Annotated in this window: 19 protein-coding genes; 8 read left to right on the forward strand and 11 right to left on the reverse strand. The window is 59.0% G+C overall.

Translation table 11 applies throughout. The features are described from left to right. Positions 1-9 precede the first annotated feature (9 nt). Positions 10-1,230 carry an ABC transporter substrate-binding protein gene (locus tag VOI22_RS08400; protein WP_323796058.1) on the reverse strand — a complete coding sequence of 407 codons (1,221 nt, stop codon included), beginning with the start codon at positions 1,228-1,230 and terminating at the stop codon, positions 10-12. A 276-nt stretch (positions 1,231-1,506) separates the two neighbouring features. On the opposite strand from VOI22_RS08400, the gene VOI22_RS08405 reads away from it, so the two are divergent. The 4 genes from VOI22_RS08405 to VOI22_RS08420 all read left to right on the forward strand — a co-directional run bounded on the left by VOI22_RS08405 (position 1,507) and on the right by VOI22_RS08420 (position 5,870). Further along, entirely contained in the window at positions 1,507-2,322 is an 816-nt protein-coding gene (locus VOI22_RS08405) for an IclR family transcriptional regulator (protein WP_028464512.1), read from the forward strand. Positions 2,323-2,369: 47 nt separating this feature from the next. Beyond that, on the forward strand, positions 2,370-3,923 hold the full coding sequence (locus tag VOI22_RS08410) for a class I adenylate-forming enzyme family protein (RefSeq protein ID WP_323796059.1): 1,554 nt from the start codon (positions 2,370-2,372) through the stop codon (positions 3,921-3,923). Positions 3,924-4,176: 253 nt separating this feature from the next. After that, complete coding sequence (locus tag VOI22_RS08415) at positions 4,177-5,583, forward strand: DEAD/DEAH box helicase (protein ID WP_323796060.1); 1,407 nt, start codon at positions 4,177-4,179, stop codon at positions 5,581-5,583. 77 nt (positions 5,584-5,660) lie between these two features. Then, a complete protein-coding gene (locus tag VOI22_RS08420) occupies positions 5,661-5,870 on the forward strand; it encodes a cold-shock protein (protein WP_028464510.1) in 210 nt (69 codons plus the stop codon). Positions 5,871-5,931: 61 nt separating this feature from the next. Here VOI22_RS08420 and VOI22_RS08425 read toward each other — a convergent pair whose 3' ends face one another. The 3 genes from VOI22_RS08425 to VOI22_RS08435 all read right to left on the reverse strand — a co-directional run bounded on the left by VOI22_RS08425 (position 5,932) and on the right by VOI22_RS08435 (position 10,639). Further along, positions 5,932-6,987 (reverse strand): dipeptidase, encoded by a 1,056-nt coding sequence (locus tag VOI22_RS08425; RefSeq protein ID WP_323796061.1) that lies wholly within the window; start codon positions 6,985-6,987, stop codon positions 5,932-5,934. Between the two features lie 393 nt (positions 6,988-7,380). Continuing rightward, positions 7,381-9,384 carry a TRAP transporter fused permease subunit gene (locus tag VOI22_RS08430; RefSeq protein ID WP_323796062.1) on the reverse strand — a complete coding sequence of 668 codons (2,004 nt, stop codon included), beginning with the start codon at positions 9,382-9,384 and terminating at the stop codon, positions 7,381-7,383. A 94-nt stretch (positions 9,385-9,478) separates the two neighbouring features. Next, positions 9,479-10,639 carry a TAXI family TRAP transporter solute-binding subunit gene (locus VOI22_RS08435; protein ID WP_323796063.1) on the reverse strand — a complete coding sequence of 387 codons (1,161 nt, stop codon included), beginning with the start codon at positions 10,637-10,639 and terminating at the stop codon, positions 9,479-9,481. A gap of 284 nt (positions 10,640-10,923) precedes the next feature. On the opposite strand from VOI22_RS08435, the gene VOI22_RS08440 reads away from it, so the two are divergent. Beyond that, entirely contained in the window at positions 10,924-11,706 is a 783-nt protein-coding gene (locus VOI22_RS08440) for a DUF2189 domain-containing protein (RefSeq protein ID WP_323796064.1), read from the forward strand. Here VOI22_RS08440 and VOI22_RS08445 read toward each other — a convergent pair. Beyond that, complete coding sequence (locus VOI22_RS08445) at positions 11,703-14,891, reverse strand: response regulator (protein WP_323796065.1); 3,189 nt, start codon at positions 14,889-14,891, stop codon at positions 11,703-11,705. The two genes, VOI22_RS08440 and VOI22_RS08445, sit on opposite strands and share 4 nt — an antisense overlap. A gap of 291 nt (positions 14,892-15,182) precedes the next feature. On the opposite strand from VOI22_RS08445, the gene VOI22_RS08450 reads away from it, so the two are divergent. After that, entirely contained in the window at positions 15,183-15,659 is a 477-nt protein-coding gene (locus tag VOI22_RS08450; RefSeq protein WP_323796066.1) for a VOC family protein, read from the forward strand. Positions 15,660-15,662: 3 nt separating this feature from the next. Here the strand turns inward: VOI22_RS08450 and VOI22_RS08455 are convergent, their stop codons facing one another. From VOI22_RS08455 to VOI22_RS08480, 6 genes are all read right to left on the reverse strand, one after another. Continuing rightward, the gene (locus VOI22_RS08455) at positions 15,663-16,202 is read right to left on the reverse strand and encodes an isochorismatase family protein (RefSeq protein WP_323796067.1); all 540 of its coding nucleotides are present in this window, start codon (positions 16,200-16,202) and stop codon (positions 15,663-15,665) included. Positions 16,203-16,228: 26 nt separating this feature from the next. Next, entirely contained in the window at positions 16,229-17,434 is a 1,206-nt protein-coding gene (locus VOI22_RS08460; protein ID WP_323796068.1) for a CaiB/BaiF CoA-transferase family protein, read from the reverse strand. Positions 17,435-17,462: 28 nt separating this feature from the next. Further along, on the reverse strand, positions 17,463-18,098 hold the full coding sequence (gene upp / locus VOI22_RS08465) for a uracil phosphoribosyltransferase (protein ID WP_323796069.1): 636 nt from the start codon (positions 18,096-18,098) through the stop codon (positions 17,463-17,465). A 96-nt stretch (positions 18,099-18,194) separates the two neighbouring features. Next, positions 18,195-19,109, reverse strand: coding sequence for a DMT family transporter (locus tag VOI22_RS08470; RefSeq protein WP_323796070.1), 915 nt, complete (start codon positions 19,107-19,109; stop codon positions 18,195-18,197). Between the two features lie 99 nt (positions 19,110-19,208). Continuing rightward, positions 19,209-20,708 carry a glycerol-3-phosphate dehydrogenase gene (glpD, locus tag VOI22_RS08475; RefSeq protein ID WP_323796071.1) on the reverse strand — a complete coding sequence of 500 codons (1,500 nt, stop codon included), beginning with the start codon at positions 20,706-20,708 and terminating at the stop codon, positions 19,209-19,211. 13 nt (positions 20,709-20,721) lie between these two features. Further along, on the reverse strand, positions 20,722-21,513 hold the full coding sequence (locus VOI22_RS08480) for a DeoR/GlpR family DNA-binding transcription regulator (protein ID WP_323796072.1): 792 nt from the start codon (positions 21,511-21,513) through the stop codon (positions 20,722-20,724). Positions 21,514-21,879: 366 nt separating this feature from the next. On the opposite strand from VOI22_RS08480, the gene VOI22_RS08485 reads away from it, so the two are divergent. After that, on the forward strand, positions 21,880-23,616 hold the full coding sequence (locus VOI22_RS08485; protein WP_323796073.1) for an ABC transporter substrate-binding protein: 1,737 nt from the start codon (positions 21,880-21,882) through the stop codon (positions 23,614-23,616). A gap of 139 nt (positions 23,617-23,755) precedes the next feature. Then, a complete protein-coding gene (locus VOI22_RS08490; protein WP_323796074.1) occupies positions 23,756-24,838 on the forward strand; it encodes an ABC transporter ATP-binding protein in 1,083 nt (360 codons plus the stop codon). Positions 24,839-24,842: the final 4 nt, after the last annotated feature.

A 24,842-nucleotide genomic window follows, 5' to 3' on the forward strand; every position in this document is an offset into this window, starting at 1 on the left:
ATGAAAGCGTCACCGCACTCCGTACCGCCGCACCCACTCCGCCTCAAGCGCTTCGGTCCAACTCGGATGCGGTTCGGCCAGCATAGCCCCCAGCTTGTCCGCCGGAAGCGCGGCCGGGCCGAGATCAAGGCCGCGGAATGCATCCGCCTCCTCTTTCTTCAACTGACCGAGAGACAGAACCGTGGCGGACCCCCAATGTGCCGGGTCCTGTTTCCGCATCTGCGCCTCTGGCGAGAGCAGGAAATTCGCAAGCACCATGGCGGCGTCGCTGTGGGCGGCGTTGAACGGAATGGCGACGAAACTGACATTACCGATGGTGCCACCATCAAAGACGTAGTTGCGCACTGTCCCCGGCAACTCGCCGCTATCGATTCCCGCCGACGCCTCTGACTGGCTGAAGGCGAACGCGATATCGATTTCCCCGTCGCTCATCAGGCGGCGCATCCCGCCAGCGTTCTTCGGGAAACTGCGCGCCTGCCGCCAGAGGGCGGGATGAAGCTGATCCAGATAATCCCAGAGCGGCTGAGACACCGCGGCAAAATCACCCTCCGAAACCGGCTTGTAGAAAGCGGATTTATCGGCTGCGCGTTCGATCAGGATTTGCTTGAGAAAGGTCGTCCCGAGAAAGCTCGGAGGCAGCGGGTAGGTGAAACGGCCTCTATTCTCCTGCGCCCAGGCGAGCAAAGCGTCTGAAGTAGCGGGCGGTTCCGGCAAAACAGCCGTATCACGATAGAAGACCAGCCGGGCCCGCGCCCACGGCATCTCCAGCCCCTCGACGGGCACCCCGAAATCAAGGCCAAGATCCGGATTGTTCGCCGGGTCGGTCAATGCGTTATTGGGAAGCCTTTCGAGCCACGGCCCGAACAGCAAACCGTTCCGCTTCATCGCGGCAAAGTTCTCGCCATTGATCCAGATGAGATCGATCGCGCCACCTTCAGTGCGTCCGGCGGACTTTTCAGCCAAAACGCGGGCGACCGCCTCCGCCGTGTCCGTCAGCTTCACATGCACGAGCGAGATGCCAAAGCGCTCCTCAACCTGTTCACCGGCCCAATCGATATAAGCGTTGATTCGGGAATCACCGCCCCAGGCATTCCAGTAAACCGTCTGACCCCGGGCGGCATCGAGCACCGGCTTCCATTCCCTGGACGCATCTTCTGCAGAGGCCGGAGACAATCCACCCAAAAGCCCCAAAACCAGTGTAAGCGCCGCAAAGCCGCGTCGATAAAGCACGTGAGAAACTCCTTAGCTGACTGCAGATGTTAAGCGACGCAACGCTAATACAGCTCAATTGCAGATCGAAATGACATCGTCGCGAGCACAGAGTAGCTTCTCCCGCGTACGTTTTCGCGCCGTTTTCGCGACAACAGTTTCGACACGCGGAACTGCGTTCCGCAAATTGACCTTGGCGCACCGGGCGTGGCATATTTGAAATGAACCTGCCCACGAACGAGAGGCAGGGCCAGAGCCTCAAGGCTCTGGCGGTGAGATAGGAAACGGCCAGGCAAGATGCCCAACAACACTGATAATAATGATGACGATAAGGATCGCCAGTTCGTCACCGCCCTCGCACGCGGTCTCGAGATCCTGCGTGCCTTCAAGCCTGGTGACGGGGGTCTCGGGAACCAGGAGCTCGCGGAGCGCACCAAGCTGCCGAAGCCTACGATCTCGCGCCTGACACATACACTGACAAAGCTCGACTATCTGACCCTAGATGACAGCACCGGACTCTATCAGCTCGGCCCGAGCGTGCTGTCTCTCGGCTACTCCTTCCTTTCCAATCTCGATATCCGCGCCCGGGCCCGCCCGCTGATGCAGCAGATGGCGAATGATGTGGACGCGGCGATCTCGCTCGGCACGCGCGACCGGCTCGAGATGCTGTATCTCGAAACCTGCCGCGGCGATGGCGCATTGACGCTACGCCTTGATGTCGGCTCCCGCCTTCCAATCGCGGAAACCGCCATGGGCAGGGCTTTTCTCGCGGCTTTGCCCGCAGACGAGCGCGAATATCTGATGGACCACATCAAGCGCAAGGACCCGGAACGCTACGCCAAGGTAAAAGACGGTGTAGATCAGGCGGTAGAAGACATCGCCAAATACGGCTTCACGTTCTCGCTTGCCGACTGGCACAAGGATGTGCATGCCGTAGGCGTCCCCGTCATCATGCCGGACCGTTCTGCCGTGTTCGCCCTCAATTGCGGCGGCCCGAGCTTCCTGCTGTCCCGCGAGAAGCTTGAGACCGACCTCGGACCGCGTCTTGTCCGGCTCGCGGAAACCCTGACCATGGGAAGTCAGAGTATTCGTGTTGTCGCCTCGAACACCTGAACCAGTTCACCTGCCTCCAGCTTACCTGTCGACCGGACGGACCTGAAATGACCGAGAGTTTCGAACGCAGCTTTTCCAAGGGCTCGTACCTTCACGCGATCACCGACCGCAGAGCGGAAGACGCTGCAGATCGCATTCTCTTGAGCGATGCCGAAATCGCGCTCGACGGTCGTGGTCTTAAAGAGGCTGTCGACAAGGCCGCCGACGCGTTGGAACTCTATGGCGTGCGTGGCGGTGACCGGGTCGTGCTGGTGAACGAGAACGCCGCCGCCCTGCAGGTCCTGATCTTCGCGCTGTCCCGGATAGGTGCCTGGACCGTGCTGGTCAACGCCCGTCTGACTGGCAACGAAATTCGCAAGATCACCGAGCATGCGGGTGCTCGTACCACACTCTTCACCACCGGCGTCTCGCCGGACGCGACGGCTCACGCTGCCGCCGCCGGTGCTGTACCGTTCGATATGGCGCCCCTCACAGGCGTTCAGATCGCCCCGCTAAACGACGCTGCCGTTGCCGAGCCGCTCGGCCGGGACGGGGCCGACCAGGTCGCTGCTCTGATCTATACATCGGGCACAACCGGACAGCCCAAGGGCGTCATGCTGACCCATGACAACCTGCTGTTCATCGCCGAGGTCTCCGGCAGCCTCCGCGCCATCGGCCCGAAAGATCTCGCCTACGGGGTCCTGCCGACATCCCATGTGTTCGGGCTGGCCTCGGTCTTCCTCGGCACCCTGGCACATGGCGGACATCTGCACACCGTCTCCAGGTTCGCGCCTAAAGATGCAGCCCGGGCTCTCGCCGAGGACGGTGTCACCATCTTCCAGGGCGTTCCGGCCATGTATGCCCATCTGCTGGAACTCGCGGCCAAGAACGGCGCCCCCCTGCCCGCCCCCAAGCTGCGCTATCTCTCCGCCGGCGGTGCCCCGCTCGACCTTACGGTCAAGGCCAAAGTCGAAGCGATGTGGAAGCAACCTCTGCATAACGGCTACGGGCTGACCGAAACCTCGCCGACCGTGACCACCACACGTATGGATGATCCGGCGAAAGACGAAACCGTCGGCCCGGCAATTCCCGGCGTAGAATTCAGGATCGCGGACCGGGATACCGGCCTGCCGAAGCAGACCGGCGATGTCGGCGAAATCTGGATCCGCGGCCCCAATGTGATGAAGGGGTATTATCGAGATACCGAACAGACCGCTCAGGTCATCACATCTGATGGCTGGTTCAGGTCCGGCGATCTCGGGCGTGCGGATGCCGCCGGCAATCTCTATGTCGTCGGCCGCCTGAAGGAGCTGATCATCCGGTCGGGCTTCAATGTCTACCCGGCCGAGGTCGAAGGCGTTCTCGCCCAGCATTCAGACATCGCCCTGTCAGCCGTGGTTGGCCGGGTGTCAGAAGATAATGAGGAAGTGGTCGCGTTTATCCAGCCCGTAGCCGGTCGGACAATCGAAAAGGACGCACTCGAATCCCACATGCGGGCCAATCTCGCGCCCTATAAATGCCCCAGCCACTACGTTTTCCTGAAAGCTCTTCCGGCAACCGCCACGGGCAAAATCCTGAAGGCTGAACTAAAAAAACAAGCGGACATCATCAGCTCCGGATGATCAATCAAGGCCGTCCCGGACACGCCGCGCAATGCTGCATTGCGCAATCAATTCCTTGACTTCCTTCACTTTAACCATCACTTCTACTGCCAAGCGGGGTAATCGCGCGACGGTCTCAAGCGGACTTTCTGTTACCCTGCAATTGGATAAATCTCCGTTTGCTCCAGGTGCGCGTGGAAGACGGGCTAAGACGATGCCCTATCGATCGTCTCCGGACTAGATAGCGCTACGTTGCAATGGACCAAATGACTCTGTGACTAGTAAGACTTTTTCAGAACTCGCCTTGTGCGAGCCCATCCTGCGTTCCCTGACGGAAGCCGGATACGAAACCCCCACTCCAATCCAACAGCAATCGATCCCCCTGCTTCTGGACCGCCGCGACCTGCTCGCGATCGCCCAGACCGGAACGGGTAAGACGGCTGCATTCTCGCTGCCGATATTGCATCAGCTTGCTGAAGCCGACAAAGCCGGACGCCGCAAGACAGCCCCGAAAACCGTTCGGGTTCTGATTCTCGCCCCGACCCGCGAGCTCGCGGTTCAGATCGGCGAAAGTATCTCGACCTACACCCGGCACCTTCGCCTGAAGAAGGTCGTTGTGGTTGGCGGCGTTGCCTTTGGCCCGCAGAAAGCTTCCCTCGGCAGCGGAGCGGATATTCTTATTGCGACCCCGGGCCGTCTGCTCGATCTCGTGAACCGCAACTGCCTTATCCTCGACCAGGTCTCGCACCTCGTGCTCGACGAAGCCGACCGTATGCTCGACATGGGCTTTATCCATGACGTGCGTAAGATCGCGAAACTGATCCCAGCCTCCCGGCAGAGCCTGTTGTTCTCCGCCACCATGCCGCCGAAGGTCGAACAGCTGGCTCAGTTCCTGCTGAAAGAGCCGGCCCGTGTGGAAGTGACGCCGGAACAGCTGACCGTCGAGCGTATTCACCAGACGGTGCACCACGTACCGTCCTCCTCCAAGCAAAGCCTCTTGCTTGAGATTCTGTCGAACCCCGACTTCAACAAAGTCATCATCTTCACCCGGACCAAGCATAAAGCGGATCGGGTTTCGAAGATGCTCACTGCCTCCGGGATCGAATCCGAAGCCTTGCATGGAAACAAGACCCAGAGCGCGCGTCAGCGGGCTCTGCAACGGTTCCGTAACGGCGCTTGCCGAGCACTTGTTGCGACGGATATCGCCGCACGCGGGATTGATGTCAGCGACGTCACCCACGTGATCAATTTCGAATTGCCGAACGAACCCGAAAGCTATGTGCACCGTATCGGACGCACGGCGCGGGCCGGCACCGAAGGTTCGGCTCTGTCGCTCTGCGATCCGGAAGAATTCGCTTACCTGCTCGATATCGAACGTCTTACGGGACAACGGATCGAAGTGATCGGCGGATCGGCTCCCGAGCGGCATCACGCGAACGACGGTGGAAAGCGTCGTGGCCAGCGCCCGAACGGACCGGGCAAAGGCCGTGGCCAGAACCGGCGTGGCGGTCAGTCTTTCGCGAAGAAAGACGGCAATGGCGGCGGTAACGGTTCAGGCGAAAAGTCGGATCGCCGTCCGCAGAAGCCTGGCAACAAGCCGAAGGCTCCGCACGGGAAACCGAATGGCGGCGGGGGTGAAACCCTCCGGCGCAAACAATCGAAACGCCGCGAGGCAGCTTAAGCTGGCGTTCGAATCATAACCGGTCCGGGCCATCGGGCCGGTTATGAAACTGGCATTGATTTAGTAAGGAGATGAAAATGGCGACAGGGACAGTTAAGTGGTTCAACACCACCAAAGGCTACGGGTTCATTAAGCCGGACGACGGCGGCGCCGATGTGTTCGTTCACATCACGGCACTTCAGACCGCTGGTCTGGACGAGCTGCCTGACGGCACCAAGATCACCTTCGATCTTGAAGAAGATTCCCGCCGTGGCCGGTCTTTTGCCGCAAATCTGAAAGTCGACTAATCGACATTCATGTCCCCGACCCTATCTGGGGTCCGGGACGACCTTCTCCCGATAGCGTGACTTAGAGACCGGTCCGTTCCAGCAGGGAAAGCCAGTTCTCCGCAGCAATCTTGCGGATCAGCGTCTCTCCGTATCCCGCCTGCCGATATCTCTCTATCAGCCGGGGCATGCCAGCAGCATCTCCGAGCGCCGCCGGCACGGTACAACCATCGAAATCAGAGCCGAACGCGACACCGTCCTCGCCGAGCTTTTCCAGCAGGTGGTCGGTATGCGCGACGATCTGATCAAGATCGGTTCGCCTGTCCTTGGCGCCGTCCGGCCGCAAAAACCCGACATGGAAATTGATGCCGACGAGTCCTCCACTCTCCCGTACAGCTTCCAGCTGTCGGTCAGTCAGATTGCGTGGCGATTGACAGATCGCATGCGCGTTAGAGTGCGAAGCCACCAGCGGCTTGGTCGAAAGCCCCGCAATATCCCAGAAGCCTTTTTCGGTAATATGCGAGAGATCCACCATGATCCCCATCGTATTGCAGGCGCGGATCAGGTCCCTGCCCGCGTCGGTCAGCCCGCTTCCGGTATCGGGCGAACCCGGGAAATCCATCGGCACCCCATCCGCGAACGCATTTTTCCGGCTCCAGACCGGCCCGAGCGACCGTAGTCCCGCCTGATAGAGCGCGTGCAGGTTGGAGAGATCGGGGCTGAGGCATTCCACACCCTCAATATGAAGGACGATCGCCAGTTTGCCATCCGCCATCGCATGCCGGGCTTCGCTGACCGAACGGGCGATAACAACATCGCCGCCGGACAAGCGTTCGATCGAGAGCGCCATATCGATCATCTTGCGGGTAAAGGGCTCCGCGTTTTCCTGCGACACCGGAGCGAAATTAGCGGGATCGTCCGGCGACAGGTCCAGAGATTCGTCATCGCGCAGGCGGGATGGTGTGAACATGGCAAAGAGACCGCCGCAGAAGCCACCCTTACGGGCACGCGGAAGGTCTAGATGACCGCTCTCTCCCTCTTCGAAAAAGCTCTTCGCGTCCCGACCGCCTCCAGCCAGAACAAGTCGCAGGAGCGTGTCGTTATGGCCGTCAAAAACGGGGATAAGGTCGGCAGACATGGCGCTTCCTTCGAGGCAGGCGTTTTGGGTAACAGGGGCAGCAGGATTTTGCGGGCTACTTGTCCAAGGATTGGACGGCCGGTCCCCTCACGAAACTCTGGACGGCATATTCGCGTCCGGAAGGAATTTTTTCCAGTCGATTTCGGTCAGCCACATTTCCAGTCTTGGGCTGACTTCTGTAATTTCCGGGAAATTCTTGTGATTTTAAAACAAAGAGACATCAGAAAGTCACGTAAAAGCAATCACTTCGTTACGCGACTCACCTAGAGAGAACGGGCGGCGCGGCAGGCGGCGGATGGCAACGGAGGCGCAGGGTAAACCAGCACAAGCAATGCCTTTCGTCGCAGGACGGCTCCAAACGAGAGCCGTCCCCCGCCGCACCAATTTCCCGTGCTATCCGATAGCTGCTTCAGCTCTCCGCCGATTCATCCGGGCAAAGAGAAGGACAGGCACGCTGAGGGTTCCGCCGATGAGCGTCATGTGCAGGTGCGACAGTCCCGGAATAACGTCCCCCGGAGCGGCGAAGAACAATCCCCCCACCAGAAGAAGGCCCCGTGCCGCCATCGGCAGCATCCCGGACCCGATCGTACCAAAGCCCGCGACATAGCCCTGTAGCGCACTGCCGAGGAGGTAAACACCGAGCAGCGCGGTTGCCAGTACAACGATCACCTCCGCCGTATCGCCCTCACCGATCAAAGCCGGGTTGAGCACGAAGAAGAACGGCACGAAATAGATGATGCTGCCAAGCCGCATGGCTTCGACACCGGCGGCAAGCGCATTGGTCCGGGCCATGGTCGCAGCGGCAAAGGCACCGAGCGCCACCGGCGGCGTGATGTAGGACACCATTCCCCAATAGAGGATGAAGAGGTGCACGGCGAGCTCATTGAGGCCAGCCTTTACCAGAGCAGGTGCAAGCACCACGGCGAGGAAGATGTAGCAGGCAGTGACCGTCATCCCCATGCCGAAGATGAAGCTGGTGATTGCCCCCATGACCAGCAGCATGAAGACAGAGCCGCCCGCGAGGAAGATCAGGTCATTGACCAGTGTCCCGGCAAGTCCGGTCGCCGAGAAAGCGCCCACAATCAGGCCAATACCAAGCAGCACCGCGACCAGTTCGGTCAAACCGCGTCCGATGCTGTAGATCAGATTAAAGAAGCCCTTCACGTCGAACCTGTGCTTCTTCGAGATCTGGTTGATTATCAGCAGCAGCGCTGTCGCATAGAAAGGCGCCCAGGTTTCCTGTCGCAAGAACATCATCAGGAAGATCAGCAGGGCAAAGACAAAGAGATAGTACCAGCCCTCTTTCATGGTCTCCCAGATTGACGGCAACTGTTCGCGCGGAATGCCTTTCAGATTATGGCGGGCCGCATAGGCATCGATCTGGATGAAGAGACCGAAATAATAGAGCAGCGACGGAATGGCCGCGGCCGCCGCGATTTCCAGATAGGGCCGCCCCAGAAAGGACGCCATGACGAAGGCCGTGGTGCCCATGACCGGCGGCATCAGCACGCCGCCAGTGGAGGCACAGGCTTCTGTGCCGGCTGCATAGCGCGCCGGGAAACCTGTCTTCTTCATCGCCGGGATGGAAATCGCACCGGTCGTCAGCACATTCGAGATGACACTGCCCGAGAGCGAGCCCATGAAGCCGGAAGCAAAGATTGCCACCTTCGCCGCACCGCCGCGCAGGTTGCCGACAAGCGCCAGCGCTAGGTTGTTAAAGAACGCGCCGCCGCCGGTATATTGCAGGGCCGCGCCGAAGATGATGAAGCCAATCACCAGATTGCCGAAGGCCCGCATCGGAATGCCGAAGGAGCTCTCGGACGAAATGATGTGATACGGGATCACGTCGACGAAAGGCTGCGCAAAGCCCGATATCGGGCCCGGCATGACATCGGCAAAGGTAGGATAGAGCGAGAAGACAAAGACGATCAGGAAGATCACCAAGCCACCGGCGCGCCGGGTCGCCTCCATGATGAGCGCCCAGAACAGGAAAGAAATCCAGCGGGCCGTATCCGGCGGCGCATATTCCCATCCCTCTTCGAGGCTGAGGTCGGCCGTGTAGGCAAAATAACCGGAAACACCTGCGGCCAGTGCAGCCAGAACCCAGTCATACCAGGCAACCGAGGCGCCAGGCTCACCGCGCAGCGGGAACGAAAGGAATGTGAGAGACAGGAACAGTCCAGCGAGCAGAAAGAGATACCGTCCTTCCAGGATCACGACCCCGGCGAAGAACTGCAAGTTGAAGAGCTGATTGACGGACAGCAAGACAGCCGCCGCAGTGAACAGGATGAAAATCCATTTGGCAACGCCGCTCAGCGCGCGGGTGCGCTGCTTTTCCTCGACTTCGCCACCATTATCTTTGTCCGTGCCGGACGACGGGGAAACTTGCTCACTCATGGGGAGCGCCTCAACTCACAAATGCTGGATCTGAAATGGTCGGAGGACGACGCATGGTGCGCCGTCCCCTGACGTTAAAGGAAGGTTGTTGGACTTAGAATACCGCGTCGAGACCGGCGGCATTCAGTGCCGCATGACGAGAAGTGCGCCATTCGGCAGCCCAAACGTCTTCGGCAACATTCTTGGCGAGGAAGTCAGCCCAAGCCTTCTGCAGAACGTCCTGACGCTTCAGAAGACCGTTGTTGTGCGCCTCTTCGGCGTCACCCCATTTGCCAACCTCTTTGTAGAATTTGACGGCGCCAGCGTGATACGGCACGACCCATTTTAGATTCTGCTTGTCCAGCGCCCAGCCATTGATGCCCGGTGCCTTACCGGCATAATCGTCAAACAGCTCAACCATCGCCTTGGTCATATTGTAGACGAGGTCTTCATCCTGATCCGGATAGGCGATCAGGACCGGATACGGATAAGCGGCAGTCGCAATCGGGTTTTCTTTCTTGATGGTGGCGCCGACGCTAGCCATGGTCGGCTGGAAGAACGGCGCGATTTTGGTCATGCGTGACCAGCCGTCCGCATCGCTCGCCGGGACCGGCGGCCACAGCAGACCACGCGGGCTGGCTTCCAGCTCGTACGCCTTGCCGGAGCTGGTGGAGGCGAAGGCCGCGTCGACCTGGCCATTCACCATGCCGGCCCAGGAAGCCCCAAAGCCACCGAACTCGACCTTTTCAACATCATCCCAGGTCAGGCCGCCAAAGGCGAGATAGGCCTCGGTGTTGACGTTCAGGGACGGCGAGCCCTTGACCCAGGCAACGCGCTTGCCCTTCAGGTCCTTGTATTCCTTGACACCGATGTCGTTGGCAACACCAACAGCGAGGCCGATGGCACCATTGTTCATCATCAGTGCGCGGACCGGCTGCGGCCCCCAACGCTTGGAACCGAAATCAAAGGCGCCTTCCTGGGCCATGAAGCTGGCGCCAACACCCGTCGCGGAGAACTGAACCTTCTTCTGGCGCAGCGGCTCGGTCCGGGAAACGTCGTTCTTGCCCGGCAGGACACGCAGGTTAACGCCAAGCTTGGTTTTCAGCGCGCCGCCGATAGCGACAGACTGATTGTAACCGGCTGTACCGGTGCCGTAAGCCGTCCAGGCCAACTGGCTCGGCAGCTTGGCATCGGCCATGACTGTACCGGCAAAAGCGACGGTGAAAGCAGCTCCGGCGAGCGCAGCACGCCGGAATGAATGCAGAGTAATGCCCATGAAAATCCTCCTTTAGGCTCCCTGGTGGCCCGGTTTCACGATGACTTGTGGTCCGGACCCCTTTGCAAAGTGCGACTTATTGATGGCATCGCACTTTTGCGAAATTGCGTTTCGCAAACAAAATATCCGCAATTGGCAAGCGGTCAAGAGATTGCGTTCGCGGAGCAACAACATTCAGGAACGAGACTAATCCGGACGCTGCACAAGCGGTATCTCCCGGCCCCTTCCTCTATGCCTCGGGAAAGCCTAGAATCACGGGAAAAAGCATAATGGGAGGACTGAGCATGACATCCGAAACGACGTACCCTCCGAAAATAGTCATTCGGGCCGGCACGGTTGCCGACCTCAGAGCCGCGTTGAGCGATGGCTGGAAGGATTTTCTGAAAGCTCCGGGATTCGGATTGTTCTTCGGAGGCTTTTTCGCTCTCGGCGGCATAGCCATCCTGGCCATGACCTGGGCGCTGGGGCTGTCCTATCTTGCTTACCCGACCGCAGTGGGCTTTTCCCTGATTGGGCCGTTTGCCGCCGTCGGACTGTACGAGGTCAGCAGGCGGCTCTCCGCGGGTCAGGATCTGGTATGGAGAGACGTTCTTGACGTCATCTTCGCTCAACGGCGGCGCGAGATCGGCTGGATGGCTTTCGTGACCATGTTCATGCTGATCATGTGGATGTATCAGGTCCGCGTTCTTCTCGCGATTTTTCTCGGTTTTCAGTCATTTACAAGTTTTGACGGTTTCCTGACCGTGATCCTGACCACCTATGACGGCCTCGCGTTTCTTATTCTCGGCCACGCTTTCGGAGCCGTGCTCGCGCTGATCCTGTTTTCAGCCACCGTCATTTCTTTCCCGCTCCTGCTGGAGCAGGAGCATGATTTCATCACCGCGATGATCACCAGCTTCAAGACCGTCACGATGAGTCCGCTCGTCATGATCGGCTGGGCAGCCATTATCGGATTGACCCTCTATCTGTCGATGCTTCCGGCTTTTCTTGGCCTGCTGGTCACCCTTCCCGTTCTCGGGCACGCGACCTGGCATCTGTACAAGAGGTTGATTTCTTTCGAAACTTAAGCGTTTTCGATCAAATGCCGGTCGATCAGGAGCATTTCGGCCTCGATCAGGCTCAGCAACTCTTCCAACACGTCGGCGCACACCGCCGTGGATGAACCCGCGTCCTTGAAGCAACTCTCAACCAGTTTCGATTGCTCGAAGATATCGTTCAGCCGCAAATTGCCCGCAACGCCCTTGATCTGGTGAGCGTAGCGATGCGCATTCTCGTTATCGCCCGCATCGACATGCCCGGCAAAGACCGACCGCGCATCCGAAAAACTTTCCCGGAACTGGGCGAGGAAACGGCCCACCATGGAGGCGTCGCCGATCATCTCAGCAAGCGGCTCATAGCGCTTTGCAAGGTCGTCTGACGTCAGAGCGGTTTGGTTGTTCTCTTTGTTCACGGCACCCTCTTCCAAACCCGCCTGTACATTAAAATGCTTCGCTCCACCGTTAGTAACAAGCATCGAACCTTCATCGCCAATGTTGCACCACTTCCAGAGAGCAGCGAACAATTTCTTGTTGTCGATTGGCTTCGCGACATGATCCTGCATGCCGACAGCGAAGCATTTCTCCCTTTCGTTCGCCATCGCATTTGCAGTCATTGCGATAATGGGTAAATCATCAAATTCCGGATCTTCCCGGATGATTTCCGTCGCCGCATACCCGTCCATGACAGGCATCTGAATATCCATCAGGACGGCGTCGAAGGTCCCTCGCCCCCCGGCTCTCAGCAGGTTCAACGCCACCACCCCGTTCTCCGCCTGTGTGATGTTGATGCCAGCCTTGCCGAGAACTGCCTCTGCAATCTCCCGATTAATCGCGTTATCCTCAACCAGCAACACCCGCAGCCCCCTCAATCCATCAACGGGAACGGACTGACCTTTCTTCCCGGTCACGAGGTCTGTTTTATCGAACAGAAGAGCGGCGCCATCGAACAGGACCGAAGCATTTAAGGGTTTCGTCAAAACGCCCATCGCCCCAGCCTCACGCGCAGCATTTTTCAGAAGGTCAGTTTCATCGGCCGAAACAATCAAAATCCGGGGCTTACCTATGCCTCTAGCCTCGGCAGCCTCGCAAATACTCCGGCATGCCATCAGGCCGTCGACATCCGGCATCATGTAATCGATCAGAAAGGCATCGAACGGCCCACTGTCGGCAGCGGCGGCTATTGCTTCCGCGCCGCCCTCGACGACATGCGCCTCGATCCCCATCCGGGACAGCATCTCGTGCATCAACACCCGGGCCGTTTCACTGTTATCGGCCACAAGGACGCGTTTTCCCTTGAGACACTCAAACGCCTTGACCTGGTAAGGGGTGGTAGCGGTCCCGATCGCGGCCTGTAATCTGAGGTGAAACGTGCTGCCTTTACCCGGAATGCTCTCGACCCAAATCTCACCACCCAGCAGATCGGCGAGCGACCGGCTGATTGAAAGGCCGAGCCCGGTGCCGCCAAAGCGCCGCGTGGTCGAAGGATCAGCCTGAGTAAAGGATTTGAAAACATTCGCGGCCTGCTGGTCAGTCATTCCCACGCCGGTATCCCGGACAGCGAAATGCAAGGTAGCAGTGCCATCCGCGATGGCCTCTGTATCAATGGAGAGGACAACCTCGCCCCGTTCGGTAAACTTCACGGCGTTGCTGAGGAAGTTCAGAAGGATCTGACCTATGCGGACCGGATCTCCCTTGAGATTCATCGGTGTGTCAGGATCGACATCGATCCGGAAGTCCAAGCCTTTTTCAGCGGCCCGCAACGCCATCACGTCACTGATTCTCCGGAGCTCGACATCAAGGCCAAAATCGACGGCCTCAAGGGTCATTTCACCGGCCTCGATCTTGGAGAAATCCAGAACGTCCTTGACGATGGACAGCAAGCTTTCGGATGACGCCTCGATCTTCTCCATATAGTCGCGCTGCTTTTCATCAAGCTGCGTTTCGGCGAGCAATCGGCTGAGCCCAATAACTCCATTGAGGGGCGTACGAAGCTCGTGACTCATGTTAGCCAGGAACATCGACTTTGCGCTGGTCGCAATCTCGGCCACCTCACGGGCGCGGCGCAGTTCTGCCTCCTGCTCCTTCAATTCAGTAATATCGATCCGAAGCCCAACTCTGCTGCCGTCGCTCGTCGTGCTCTCGATTGCCCGCGCCCAGCCATCTTTGAATGCTCGATCGAACCGTACGACATCTGGCGAACGATGCAGTGCCAACCGTTTCTCTATCCATTCTTCCTGCGCACCCTCCGCGATATTGAACAACCCGGAAGCGGCAGCCTTGCGTAACCCATCCTCGTAGCTGAGCCCGACTTCGGCTTTCACACCGAAAGCTTCCATGAAGGTCGCGTAATGGGAATTGAACAGAGCAAGTCGATCGTCGGAATCGTAAAGGCAGAAACCGTCCGGCAGCGCCTCAATTGCGTCGGTCAATTGCCTGTGTGCCTCTTCCGCCCGGCGCTCGGCTTGCTTCAGTTGCGTAATATCCAGACCGAACCACGCGACGGCGCCATTGGAGAGTTTCTGCTGATGAATCATCATGTGCCGGTCGCCCGACAACTGCAGATAGTGTGAGTGTTCCGGCAACCGGTGCGTCTCAAGTCTCTGAACGATCCATTCTTCTTCTCGCCCGATCGCATCCATTACATGACCTTCATAGGCAACGGCGCGAAGAACGTCCTCGAAAGCAATTCCCGGGACCAGCATGGAGGCGAAGTTCTGGTTCAGCTTTATGTAGGCATCGTTGCAGACGACCAGACAATCGTCCGGTCCCCAGAGCACAAACGGCTCCGTGATCTGCAGAACCGCTTCTTTCAGGAGCCCAGCTTCACGGCGGACCATAATTTCCGCAGTAATGTTCGACGCGAAACCGCGATAGCCAAGGAAGGATCCCTCGGCATCAAAACGAGGGGCGCCGTTCGTCCTCAGCCAGAGCTCGCCGTACGATGTAGGTCTATGCAGAATGAAATTCTCGAATGGACGTCTGGCAGCCAGATTATCGAGGTGGGCCTGCCAAGCTTCGGGCTGCACGTTGCCGCCACCAACTTCCGCGCGAGACTTACCGTAGTGCCATTCCGGCGGTCTTCCTGCTAACCGCTCCACCGAGCGGGACATATAGATGAAGCAATGGTTCTCGTCCGTCTCCCAGAACCAACCGTTTGAGACGTCGGCGAACGCCTCAAGTCGAGCCCTCTCTTCATCCAGTTCATCACTTACCAAGAAAGAGTCTTTCTCTCGATTCATCACCTGCTCCGAGAATCTTAAAGGTTCTCGCACATCGGTATCCTCGATACCAATGGTCAGGAACAAAGCACTCTCCAACTTCACCCCACAAGAATAAAGGCATGTTCCTTAGCGTGGGGTTAAATTCCGCGATTTAGAAAAGATCTCAGCTATTGTTCTGCTGAGAAAACGATCTGTTCTGGCACAACCCGTCGAAAAACATCTATCGATGGCTGATATTAAGGACGGGGCAATAAATTGCCATGCTGTAAAGGTCGGGAGGACGCAATGATCAAAGGGCTTCACCACAACGCGTATCGCTGCCGTGATTCCGAGGAAACGCGGGCTTTCTACGAGGATTTCCTCGGGTTGCCGCTGGTCCATGCCTTCGAGATCAAGGAAACCAAGAGCGGACGGGCGACCGGCACACTGCACTCCTTCTATCAAATGGACGACGGCTCGGCCCTTGCCTTCTTCGAAGCACCCGACCGGCCTTTCGAGTTCAAGGAGCAGCATGATTTCGATCTGCACATCGCGCTCGAAGTCTCGCCGGACGATCTGAAAACCATGCATCAAAAGGGAAAAGACGCGGGAATCGAGACAAGGGGCGTCGCCGATCACGGCTTCATCGACTCGATCTATTTTCGCGACCCTAACGGATATGTCATCGAGTTAACCGCTAAGCGCGAGGGGCATGACGAAACAATGGCAAGCAAGGACCACGCTCACGCGACCCTGAAAGACTGGCAGGCCCAGAAGGCCTGAAGGTCACGCCAGCTCGATTTCTGCGGCAGGGATCACCCTTGCGGGGCCGATCGGAGACAGGAAGTCGGACCAGACCGCGTTGTGATGCTCGATAATTTTCGCGGCGGATAAGTATGGCCGGTCCGCAGTTGTATGCCCATCGGACGGGACCAGTGTCGCGTAGCGCCGGGCTAGCGCCGACCGGATCGTGGTGTCGATACAGAAATCCGATGCGCATCCCGTCACGATAACCTGCTCGATATTCTCCTGTTCCAGCAGGCTCTCGACACCGGTCTCAAGAAACGCGTCACAGGACGTCTTGCGCACGACCATATCGGCCGGAGCTTGGTCCAGTTCCGGCAAAAGATGCCAGCCGGGCGCATCCGGATGATGCGGATCGCCCACCGGGCCGTCATGCTGCACAAAGATAACAGGCATCCCACGCGCGCGGACCTTTGCCGCCAGCAGGTTGATGCGTTCAACAGTTCCCAGCGTGTCGTGGCGGGCGGAATAGGGCGTGAAGGATCCGAGCTGCATATCGATGACGATCAGTGCGGTTCTCATGCTCGTCCCTTTGGTGGCGATGCGCCTCAGACTGCGCCGCTATCCTTCAGATTTTCAATCTCGCCGGAAGAATAACCCAGTTCCGTAAGGATCTCATTGGTCTGCGCGCCAAGCTCTGGTGGCGGAGCGGCCACGCGCGGCGCCTCACCGTCTATCTTCACGCCCGGAACAACGATACTGACATCCCGACCAACACCCGGAACCTTTTCGAAGGTCTCTACCAGCCCCCGGTCAGCGACCTGCGGCACGGCCAGGACTTCAGGAACCGTCAACACGCGGCCGGCCGGCACACCGGCTTCGTTCAGCCGGACCTCCCACGCCGCCGCATCGTCCTGCGTGAATGCTTCCGTCAGGAGGGCCGCCAGAGCAACCCGGTTTTCCAGACGGGCAGACCGAGTGGCAAAACGCGGGTCGGATATCAGCGCCTCACGGTTCAGGATGCGGCAGGCAGCCTCGAACTGCTCCTGCTTGTTGGCCGCGATATTCAGCAGTCCGTTCCGCGTCTCGAACGTCCCCGATGGGCTTGCCGTCACATTGTCATTTCCGAGAGGCTGCGGCGGCCGTCCGGCAATCAGGAAATTGGACACCGCCCATCCCATGGTCGCGAGCACGGACTCGAGCATGGCAACATCGATGAAGCGGGGCTCCGTCCGGTTTTTCTCCGCCAGTGCCGCGGAAATCGCCATCGCCGCGGTCAGTCCGCCGATGGTGTCCGCAACCGGGAAGCCAACGCGATACGGCGCGGTATCCGGCGCGCCGGTAATGCTCATGACACCCGACATGCCCTGGATGATCTGGTCATAGGCCGGCAGATCGCGCATCGGCCCGTCCTGCCCAAAGCCGGAAATCGCGCAGTAAACAAGATCTGAGCGGGACTGTTTCAGCACCTCGAAGCCGAGCCCGAGGCGCTGCATCACACCGGGCCGAAAATTCTCGACCACAACATCCGCCCCGGCGACAAGACGGCGAAACACAGCCTTTCCATCCTCGGACTTCAGATTGAGGGTGATGGAGCGCTTGCCCGCATTCTGGGCCAGGAAGGAGACTCCCATGAGAGCCTCGTTCAGCTCCCTGTCGGCACCGAGCTGACGGGCCAGATCGCCGGTTCCCGGCACTTCGACCTTGATCACTTCGGCCCCGAGATGGGCGAGCTGATGACAGCAGAACGGTCCCGCCAGCACATTGGTCAGGTCAAGAACCCGCCGTCCGGCCAAAGGCTTCGGTGATGTCATGCTCTCCGCCCCAATCGGATCGCTTCAGCTACTTGGTGCCGTACATCCTGTCTCCGGCATCGCCGAGACCGGGCATGATATAGCCCTTCTCGTTCAGTTGCCGGTCGATGGAAGCGGTGAAGACAGGTACGTCCGGCAATGCTTTCTGGAAGGTTTCGATGCCTTCCGGCGCGGCCAGCAGGCAGACGAACTTGATGTTCGTTGCACCTGCGGCCTTGAGCCGCTCGATGGCTGCGACAGCGGAGTTACCGGTCGCCAGCATCGGATCAACGACGATGAAGAGCCGTTCGTCCCGATGTTCCGGCAGCTTCATGTAATATTCGACTGGCTCCAGCGTCTTCGGATCACGATAGAGACCGATATGTCCCACCCGTGCCGACGGCACCAGTTCAAGCATACCGTCAAGCAGCCCGTTCCCGGCGCGCAGGATCGAGACGAAGCAGAGCTTCTTCCCCTCAAGGCGCGGGGCCATCATGGTTTCCAGCGGGGTTTCGATCTCGACGGTCTCGACATCCAGATCTCGCAGCACCTCATAGGCCAGAAGATGTGCGATTTCCTTCAGCAGATGCCTGAACTTGGAGGTAGCCGTGTCGGCCTTGCGCATGATGGTCAGCTTGTGCTGGACAAGCGGATGATCAACGACGGTGACGGGATGTGCGCTCAAGGGTCTCTCCTCGCTTCCGGTTCCTGACCGGGAAATGTCATATTTCGCCCAGTCATACGCCGTCATCCGAAAAGGGCAAGCCCGCTGGCGCCGATTTCAGCTCTTCGTCCGGTTCGCCAGCGCAATACCGCCCAGGACAAGGACGAGCGCGGCGGCATGATACCAGGCGAAGACTTCGCCCAACACCACCACGGCGAGCCCTGCCGCGAAGACAGGCACAAGATTGACGAAGACCCCGGCCCGGCCCGGGCCGATCAGATCAACACCGCGCAGGAAGAAGATTTGCGCCAGGAAGGACGGGAACAGGGTAACGAACAACACGATTCCCCAGCCCTTCAGCGTCGGCCACTGGAAATCACCTGCGTACGCCTCGAGCGCAGCCAGCGGCAGCGCGGTAATAAAGGCTGCGGCTGCCATGATGGTGAACATGGCGATACCAGAAACGTTTGGCCGCTTCCGCAGCGCCACCGTGTATCCGGCATAGAGAGCGCAGGCCATCACCATCAGCAGGTCACCGTGGTTGAACGCGAGCGCCGCAAGTCGCTCCAACTCTCCATGGGAGGCAATCAGAATGATACCGACCATGGTCAGCAGTACGCCGCCGCACTGCACCAGGGAAACCCGCGTGCCGTAGGCGAGCAGTGCACCGATCAATACGAAGACCGGAATGGAGCCCTGCAGGATGCCCATATTGATCGCCACCGTGGAATGGGCGGCAACGTAGAACAGCCCGTTGAACATGGTGAAACCGAGAGTACCGAGAGCGAACAGGAACCAGAATCGCTCCCGCAATACGGGCCATTCCGCCAACACCTTCTTACGAGAAACGATGCCCATCAGAATCACAACGCCGGCCCAGCGCAGCAGAACCAGAGCCATCGGTGAAACTTCATCGATAGCAAGCCGTCCCGCAACCGCATTCCCGCCCCACATCAACGTGGTTAGTGCGAGCAAAATATAAGCGTTCCCGTAGAAGGCGGCGCTAAGGCCACCCGCTTTCGGACCCAACATGAGTAGGCTCCCGGATGAGTGGTCCGGACAGAACGCCGGATTGCCGCAACATTGATAAGAAACAGCCCCTGTTGCAACTCGTTTATGTAATAAAATTACTCACGCCGCGCGAGAGGAAACTTCCGTCATATAGGCTTCCAGCACATCGGCTTCCGCCTTCGAAAGCCGGAGCCCCAGCTTGCTGCGCCGCCACAGGATATCCTCTGCGGTCGCTGCCCATTCCCGGTTCATCAGGTAACGCACTTCTGCTTCCGTCAGACCGGCACCGAAATCCCGTCCAAGATCCGAGAGCGCCTTTGCATCTCTGAGAATCGTTTCTGCCAATGTCCCATACTGGCGTTCAATACGAAGAGCCGTGCCGTCATCAAGAAACGGGTACTTATTCTTCAGGGCCTGGAGTCTGGCTGTGAATTCCAGCACCGGAAAATCGCCACCGGGCAGCGGTTCCGATCCGCTCCATTCCGGCCCTTTCGAGCCAAGAGCAGCCTCGATCTTTTTCATGACCGAGTTGGCGAGCCGCCGGTAGGTCGTCAGCTTGCCGCCGAAGATGTTCACCAACACGCCATCCTCGGTCTCACCCTCCTCACGAAGCACGTAATCCCGGGTCGCCTCCTGTGCTTTCGAGGCGCCGTCGTCAAACAAGGGGCGCACGCCGGAATAGGTCCAGACGATATCCTCAACCGAGACCTGCCGTTTGAAATACTCACCGGCGGCAGCGCACAGATAAGCTGATTCCTCCGGCGTGATCGCCACTTTTGCGGGATCACCCTGATAGTCCCGGTCGGTGGTTCCGATCAGGGTGAAATCGCGCTCGTAGGGAATGGCGAAGAAGATCCGGCCATCGGAATTCTGGAAAATATAACTCCGGTCATGATCGTAGAGCTTTGGCACGACGATATGACTGCCCTGCACCAGCCGGACATTTCGAGCCTCGTTGTGCCCGAAGGTTTCGCCCAGCACCCGGTCGACCCATGGCCCGGCGGCATTGACCAGCAACCGTGCCTCGATATCCCGCTCGGCCCCGGTGCGAAGATCGCGCAGCGTCACCCGCCAATGCCCCTCTTCGCGAACCGCCTTAACAACCTGTGTGCGGGTGTGGATATCCGCACCACGGTTCGCAGCGTCGCGTGCGTTCAGCACCACCAGACGAGCATCGTCCACCCAGCAATCGGAATATTCAAAGCCTTTCCGGAATGCCGCTTTGAGCGGCTCGCCCGCTTCATCCGACGTCAAATTCAGCACTCGGGTGGGCGGCAACAGCTTCCGCCCACCAAGGTGATCGTAAAGAAACAGGCCAAGCCGGAGCAGCCAGGCCGGGCGCAGGCCGGAATGGTGCGGCAGGACAAACCGCATCGGGCGCACGATATGCGGCGCCATGGCCCAGAGCACCTCCCGCTCCCTCAGGGACTCGCGGACCAGCCGGAATTCGTAATGCTCAAGATAGCGCAGACCGCCATGGATCAGTTTGGTCGACCAGGAAGAGGTTCCGCTGGCAAGGTCGGACATCTCCGCAAGGCAGACTGAATAGCCGCGCCCGGCCGCATCCCGGGCAATGCCGCATCCATTGATACCGCCACCGATTACGGCGATGTCATACATTGGAGAACCCTTCTCAGCTTGGATCATTTTCGCCCGGCGCCCCGGGCGCGCTGGCAATTGTCACGCCGTGGAGCGCGCAAAGCTCCTGAACGCTCTCCGGTACATCGGCGTCGGTCACCAGGACATCGATGTCGCTGAGGTGCCCGATGCGGACCGGCGCGTTGCGATCGAATTTCATGTGATCGGCGACGAGGATGGTCCGCCGCGCGTGCCGGATGATTTCCTGCGCAACGCGGACTTCGCGGTAGTCGTAATCGAGGATGGCGCCATCCTCGTCGATCGCGGACGCCCCGATTACGGCGTGATCGACCTTGAACTGGCGAATGAAATCAACGGTCGCTTCGCCGACGATACCGCCGTCCGTCCGCCGCACCAGACCGCCTGCGATAATGACTTCCGTGGACGGCGATTCCCGCAGGATGTTCGCGACGTTGATGTTGTTCGTGATCACCATCAGGCCTTCACGCTCACGCAAAGCAAAGGCGACCTGTTCCGTGGTGGTCCCGATATTCAGAATGACTGAACTGTTGTCCGGAATCAGCGCTGCCGCAACCGCGCCGATCCGGCGTTTTTCCTCGGCCGCGAGCGAGCGCCGCGCATCGTAGGCGTAATTGATCGCACCGGACGGATATACCGCACCGCCATGCACCCGCTGCAGCAGGCCGGCATCACAGATTTCGTTCAGATCCTTGCGAATGGTCTGAGGAGTCACGTCGAACTGAAGCGCGAGATCGTCAACCCCAACACGCCCGGATTGCCGGGCCATTCTCAGGATATCGGTCTGCCGTGGCGAAACCGCATCCATCTCGCGTCCTTTCACTTACCTTCGATCGAAAAATTCAGCCGCTGGAATCACTGCCTGAATGTTCATATGAAAACACACCAAGGCAGCTTTCGCGCCCAAAATTATCCTACATTCGTTTTCTTTCGATTTCCAGAGAAGCTTTGCATACAAAATTTTCTACGTCATTACAGTGATCACGCTAATTACGATAGCCATATAAAAAGCTAATTATCTATTTTAATTAATATTTTTATAAACCAGCCAGCCCTGAGAGACACTACCCCGCCCTCAACGTTGACGGCATTTTACGGACATTCAATCAGCATCACTTGACCTTCACTTTTTTTCGTTTGATAGTCATAAAAGCTTTCAAGCTGGGAGGAAAAGATGAAGAAGACACTGATGGCCGCAGTTGCGGTCACGGCTCTTCTCGCTGTGCCAAACGTCGCAAAGGCGGGCATGGCAGAAGCCGAAAAATGGATCAATAGCGAGTTCCAGCCATCCACTCTCTCCAAGGACGCCCAGAAGTCCGAGATGGAGTGGTTCATCAAGGCGGCCGAGCCGTTCAAGGGCATGGAAATCAATGTCCTGTCGGAGACCATTCCGACTCACGAATACGAATCCAAAACCCTGACCAAGGCGTTCGAGGAAATCACCGGCATCAAGGTGAACCATCAGCTGCTTGGCGAGGGCGAAGTCGTTCAGGCCGTTCAGACGCAGATGCAGACGAACAGGAACCTCTACGACGCCTACATCAACGATTCCGATCTGATCGGCACCCATGCGCGTCTGCAGCTCGCCGTCAACCTCACGGACTGGATGGCCGGAGAGGGCAAAGGCGTCACGCTGCCGACGCTCGACATCGACGATTTCATCGGCAAGTCCTTCACCACCGGCCCGGACGGCAAGCTCTACCAGCTGCCCGACCAGCAGTTCGCGAACCTCTACTGGTTCCGCTACGACTGGTTCAGCAAGCCGGAGCTGAAAGCCCAATTCAAGAAAATGTACGGCTACGAGCTGGGCGTTCCGGTGAACTGGTCTGCCTATGAAGACATCGCCGAATTCTTCACCGAACATGTGAAGGAAATCGACGGCGTTCGCATCTACGGCCATATGGATTACGGCAAACGCGCACCCGATCTCGGCTGGCGTATGACCGATGCATGGCTCTCCATGGCCGGTGCCGGCTCGAAAGGTCTGCCGAACGGCCGTCCGATCGACGAGTGGGGCATCCGGATGGAGGAAGGCTCCTGTAACCCGGCCGGCGCGTCCGTCACCCGTGGTGGCGGAACCAACGGTCCGGCGGCTGTCTATGCCATCCGCAAATGGGATGAATGGCTTCGTAAATATGCACCTCCGGGTGCGGCCGACTACGATTTCTATCAGTCGCTGCCGGCCCTCAGCCAAGGTAATGTCGCCCAGCAGATCTTCTGGTACACCGCCTTCACAGCTTCCATGGTCGCGTCCAAGGCCGACGGCAACAACACTGTAGACGATAACGGTGTGCCGCTCTGGCGCATGGCCCCGTCCCCGCACGGCCCGTACTGGGAAGAAGGCCAGAAACTCGGCTATCAGGATGCCGGCTCCTGGACATTGTTCAAGTCCACACCGGTCGATCGCCGCAAGGCAGCCTGGCTCTACGCCCAGTTCGTGGTCTCGAAGTCTGTGTCTCTCAAGAAGAGCCATGTCGGCCTGACCATCATCCGGGATAGCGACATCAACGACAAATCCTTCACCGAACGGGCACCAAAGCTCGGTGGTCTGGTCGAGTTCTATCGGTCGCCCGACCGGGTGAACTGGTCGCCTACCGGCGTGAACGTGCCTGACTATCCGAAACTGGCCCAGCTCTGGTGGCAGCAGATCGGTGACGTCAATTCCGGTGCCTTCACCCCGCAGGAAGCTATGGATCGTCTCGCCAGCGAGATGGATCAGGTGATGGCGCGCATGGAACGCGCGGACAAGGCAAACAACACCTATGGCGGTTGTGGCCCCCGCCTGAACGAAGAGAAAGACCCGTCCGCATGGCTCGGCAAGGGTGGCGCGAAAGCGGCTCTCGCCAACGAGAAGCCGAAGGGCGAAACAGTTTCCTACGATGAGCTGGTGAAACGCTGGTCTCAGAACTAGGACCGCTCTCCCTAACTCGGAGACTTCACTCCTCCGGGGCCGCATCCCTCGATCCGGCCCCGGATTTTTTCTAAAGTTCCAGACATTGCGGAATCGCCGGGACGGCCCGCGCGATCATCCGCCGACCTCTCGAGAGGCCATGACACTTACACTCAAAGGCGTAACCAAGCGTGTCGGTAACGCGGTGCATATCCACCCGACCGACCTGACGTGCGATCCCGGCAGTTTCAACATCCTGCTCGGCTCCACGCTCGCTGGCAAAACCACACTCATGCAGTTGATGGCGGGCCTCGAACGCCCGCTGGAAGGCGAGATCTGGTTCGATGGCCGGGATGTCACCGGCATGCCCGTGCAGCAACGCAACGTCTCGATGGTCTATCAGCAGTTCATCAATTATCCGAACTACACGGTCTTTGAGAATATCGCCTCCCCGCTCCGGGTGGCGCGCGCGCCGGACGACCTGATCCGCAAGCGGGTCGGCGAGATGGCCGAGCTGCTGCGCCTGACCCCGATGCTGGACCGCCTGCCCGGCGCCCTTTCCGGCGGTCAGCAGCAGCGCACCGCGATTGCCCGTGCTCTGGTCAAGGACGCGGACCTGGTGTTGCTGGACGAGCCGCTGGCGAACCTAGACTTCAAACTGCGCGAGGAATTGCGGGACGAGCTGCCGCGCCTCTTCGCTGACCGCAACTGCATCGTGGTCTATGCAACGACGGAGCCGACCGAGGCTCTCCTCTTCGGCGGCAATACCGCGACGCTATTCGAGGGTGCCGTGACCCAGTTCGGGCCGACCCGCGAGATCTACCGCAAGCCCAACAGCCTGCTCAGCGCCCAGGTCTTTTCCGATCCGCCTATCAACGTGATGTCCTGCGAGAAACAAGGCGATCACTTCACCGATGCCGAGGGCGCACGCTGGGTTGCCAATGGCCCCGCCTCTTCTCTTTCGGACGGTCCCTACACACTGGGCATCCGGCCACATTTCGTGACTACTGCCGCGACAGGCGCGGACCCGGTGCCGGTTTCCGGCCGGGTCATGGTGACCGAACTCAGCGGCTCGGAAAGCATCATCCATTTCGCCAAGGGCGGGAAAACCTGGGTTTCCCAGTCTCACGGCATTCACGCCTTCGAAGTCGGCGCCGAAGCCCACCTGCACGCCGATTTCGCGCAGGCCATGTATTTTGCTCCAGACGGCGCGCTGGCTGCCGCCGCCTCGGCGCGAGCTTAGGAGA

The sequence above is a fragment of the Nisaea sp. genome, from assembly GCF_034670185.1.
Classification (GTDB): Bacteria; Pseudomonadota; Alphaproteobacteria; order Thalassobaculales; family Thalassobaculaceae; genus Nisaea.

Coding starts and splice junctions, on each gene's coding strand:
- VOI22_RS08405 (WP_028464512.1), top strand. CDS start 1,507: ATGCCCAACAACACTGATAATAATGATGACGATAAGGATCGCCAGTTC.
- VOI22_RS08410 (WP_323796059.1), top strand. CDS start 2,370: ATGACCGAGAGTTTCGAACGCAGCTTTTCCAAGGGCTCGTACCTTCAC.
- VOI22_RS08420 (WP_028464510.1), top strand. CDS start 5,661: ATGGCGACAGGGACAGTTAAGTGGTTCAACACCACCAAAGGCTACGGG.
- VOI22_RS08425 (WP_323796061.1), bottom strand. CDS start 6,987: ATGTCTGCCGACCTTATCCCCGTTTTTGACGGCCATAACGACACGCTC.
- VOI22_RS08430 (WP_323796062.1), bottom strand. CDS start 9,384: ATGAGTGAGCAAGTTTCCCCGTCGTCCGGCACGGACAAAGATAATGGT.
- VOI22_RS08435 (WP_323796063.1), bottom strand. CDS start 10,639: ATGGGCATTACTCTGCATTCATTCCGGCGTGCTGCGCTCGCCGGAGCT.
- VOI22_RS08440 (WP_323796064.1), top strand. CDS start 10,924: ATGACATCCGAAACGACGTACCCTCCGAAAATAGTCATTCGGGCCGGC.
- VOI22_RS08450 (WP_323796066.1), top strand. CDS start 15,183: ATGATCAAAGGGCTTCACCACAACGCGTATCGCTGCCGTGATTCCGAG.
- VOI22_RS08455 (WP_323796067.1), bottom strand. CDS start 16,202: ATGAGAACCGCACTGATCGTCATCGATATGCAGCTCGGATCCTTCACG.
- VOI22_RS08460 (WP_323796068.1), bottom strand. CDS start 17,434: ATGACATCACCGAAGCCTTTGGCCGGACGGCGGGTTCTTGACCTGACC.
- VOI22_RS08470 (WP_323796070.1), bottom strand. CDS start 19,109: ATGTTGGGTCCGAAAGCGGGTGGCCTTAGCGCCGCCTTCTACGGGAAC.
- glpD (WP_323796071.1), bottom strand. CDS start 20,708: ATGTATGACATCGCCGTAATCGGTGGCGGTATCAATGGATGCGGCATT.
- VOI22_RS08480 (WP_323796072.1), bottom strand. CDS start 21,513: ATGGATGCGGTTTCGCCACGGCAGACCGATATCCTGAGAATGGCCCGG.
- VOI22_RS08485 (WP_323796073.1), top strand. CDS start 21,880: ATGAAGAAGACACTGATGGCCGCAGTTGCGGTCACGGCTCTTCTCGCT.
- VOI22_RS08490 (WP_323796074.1), top strand. CDS start 23,756: ATGACACTTACACTCAAAGGCGTAACCAAGCGTGTCGGTAACGCGGTG.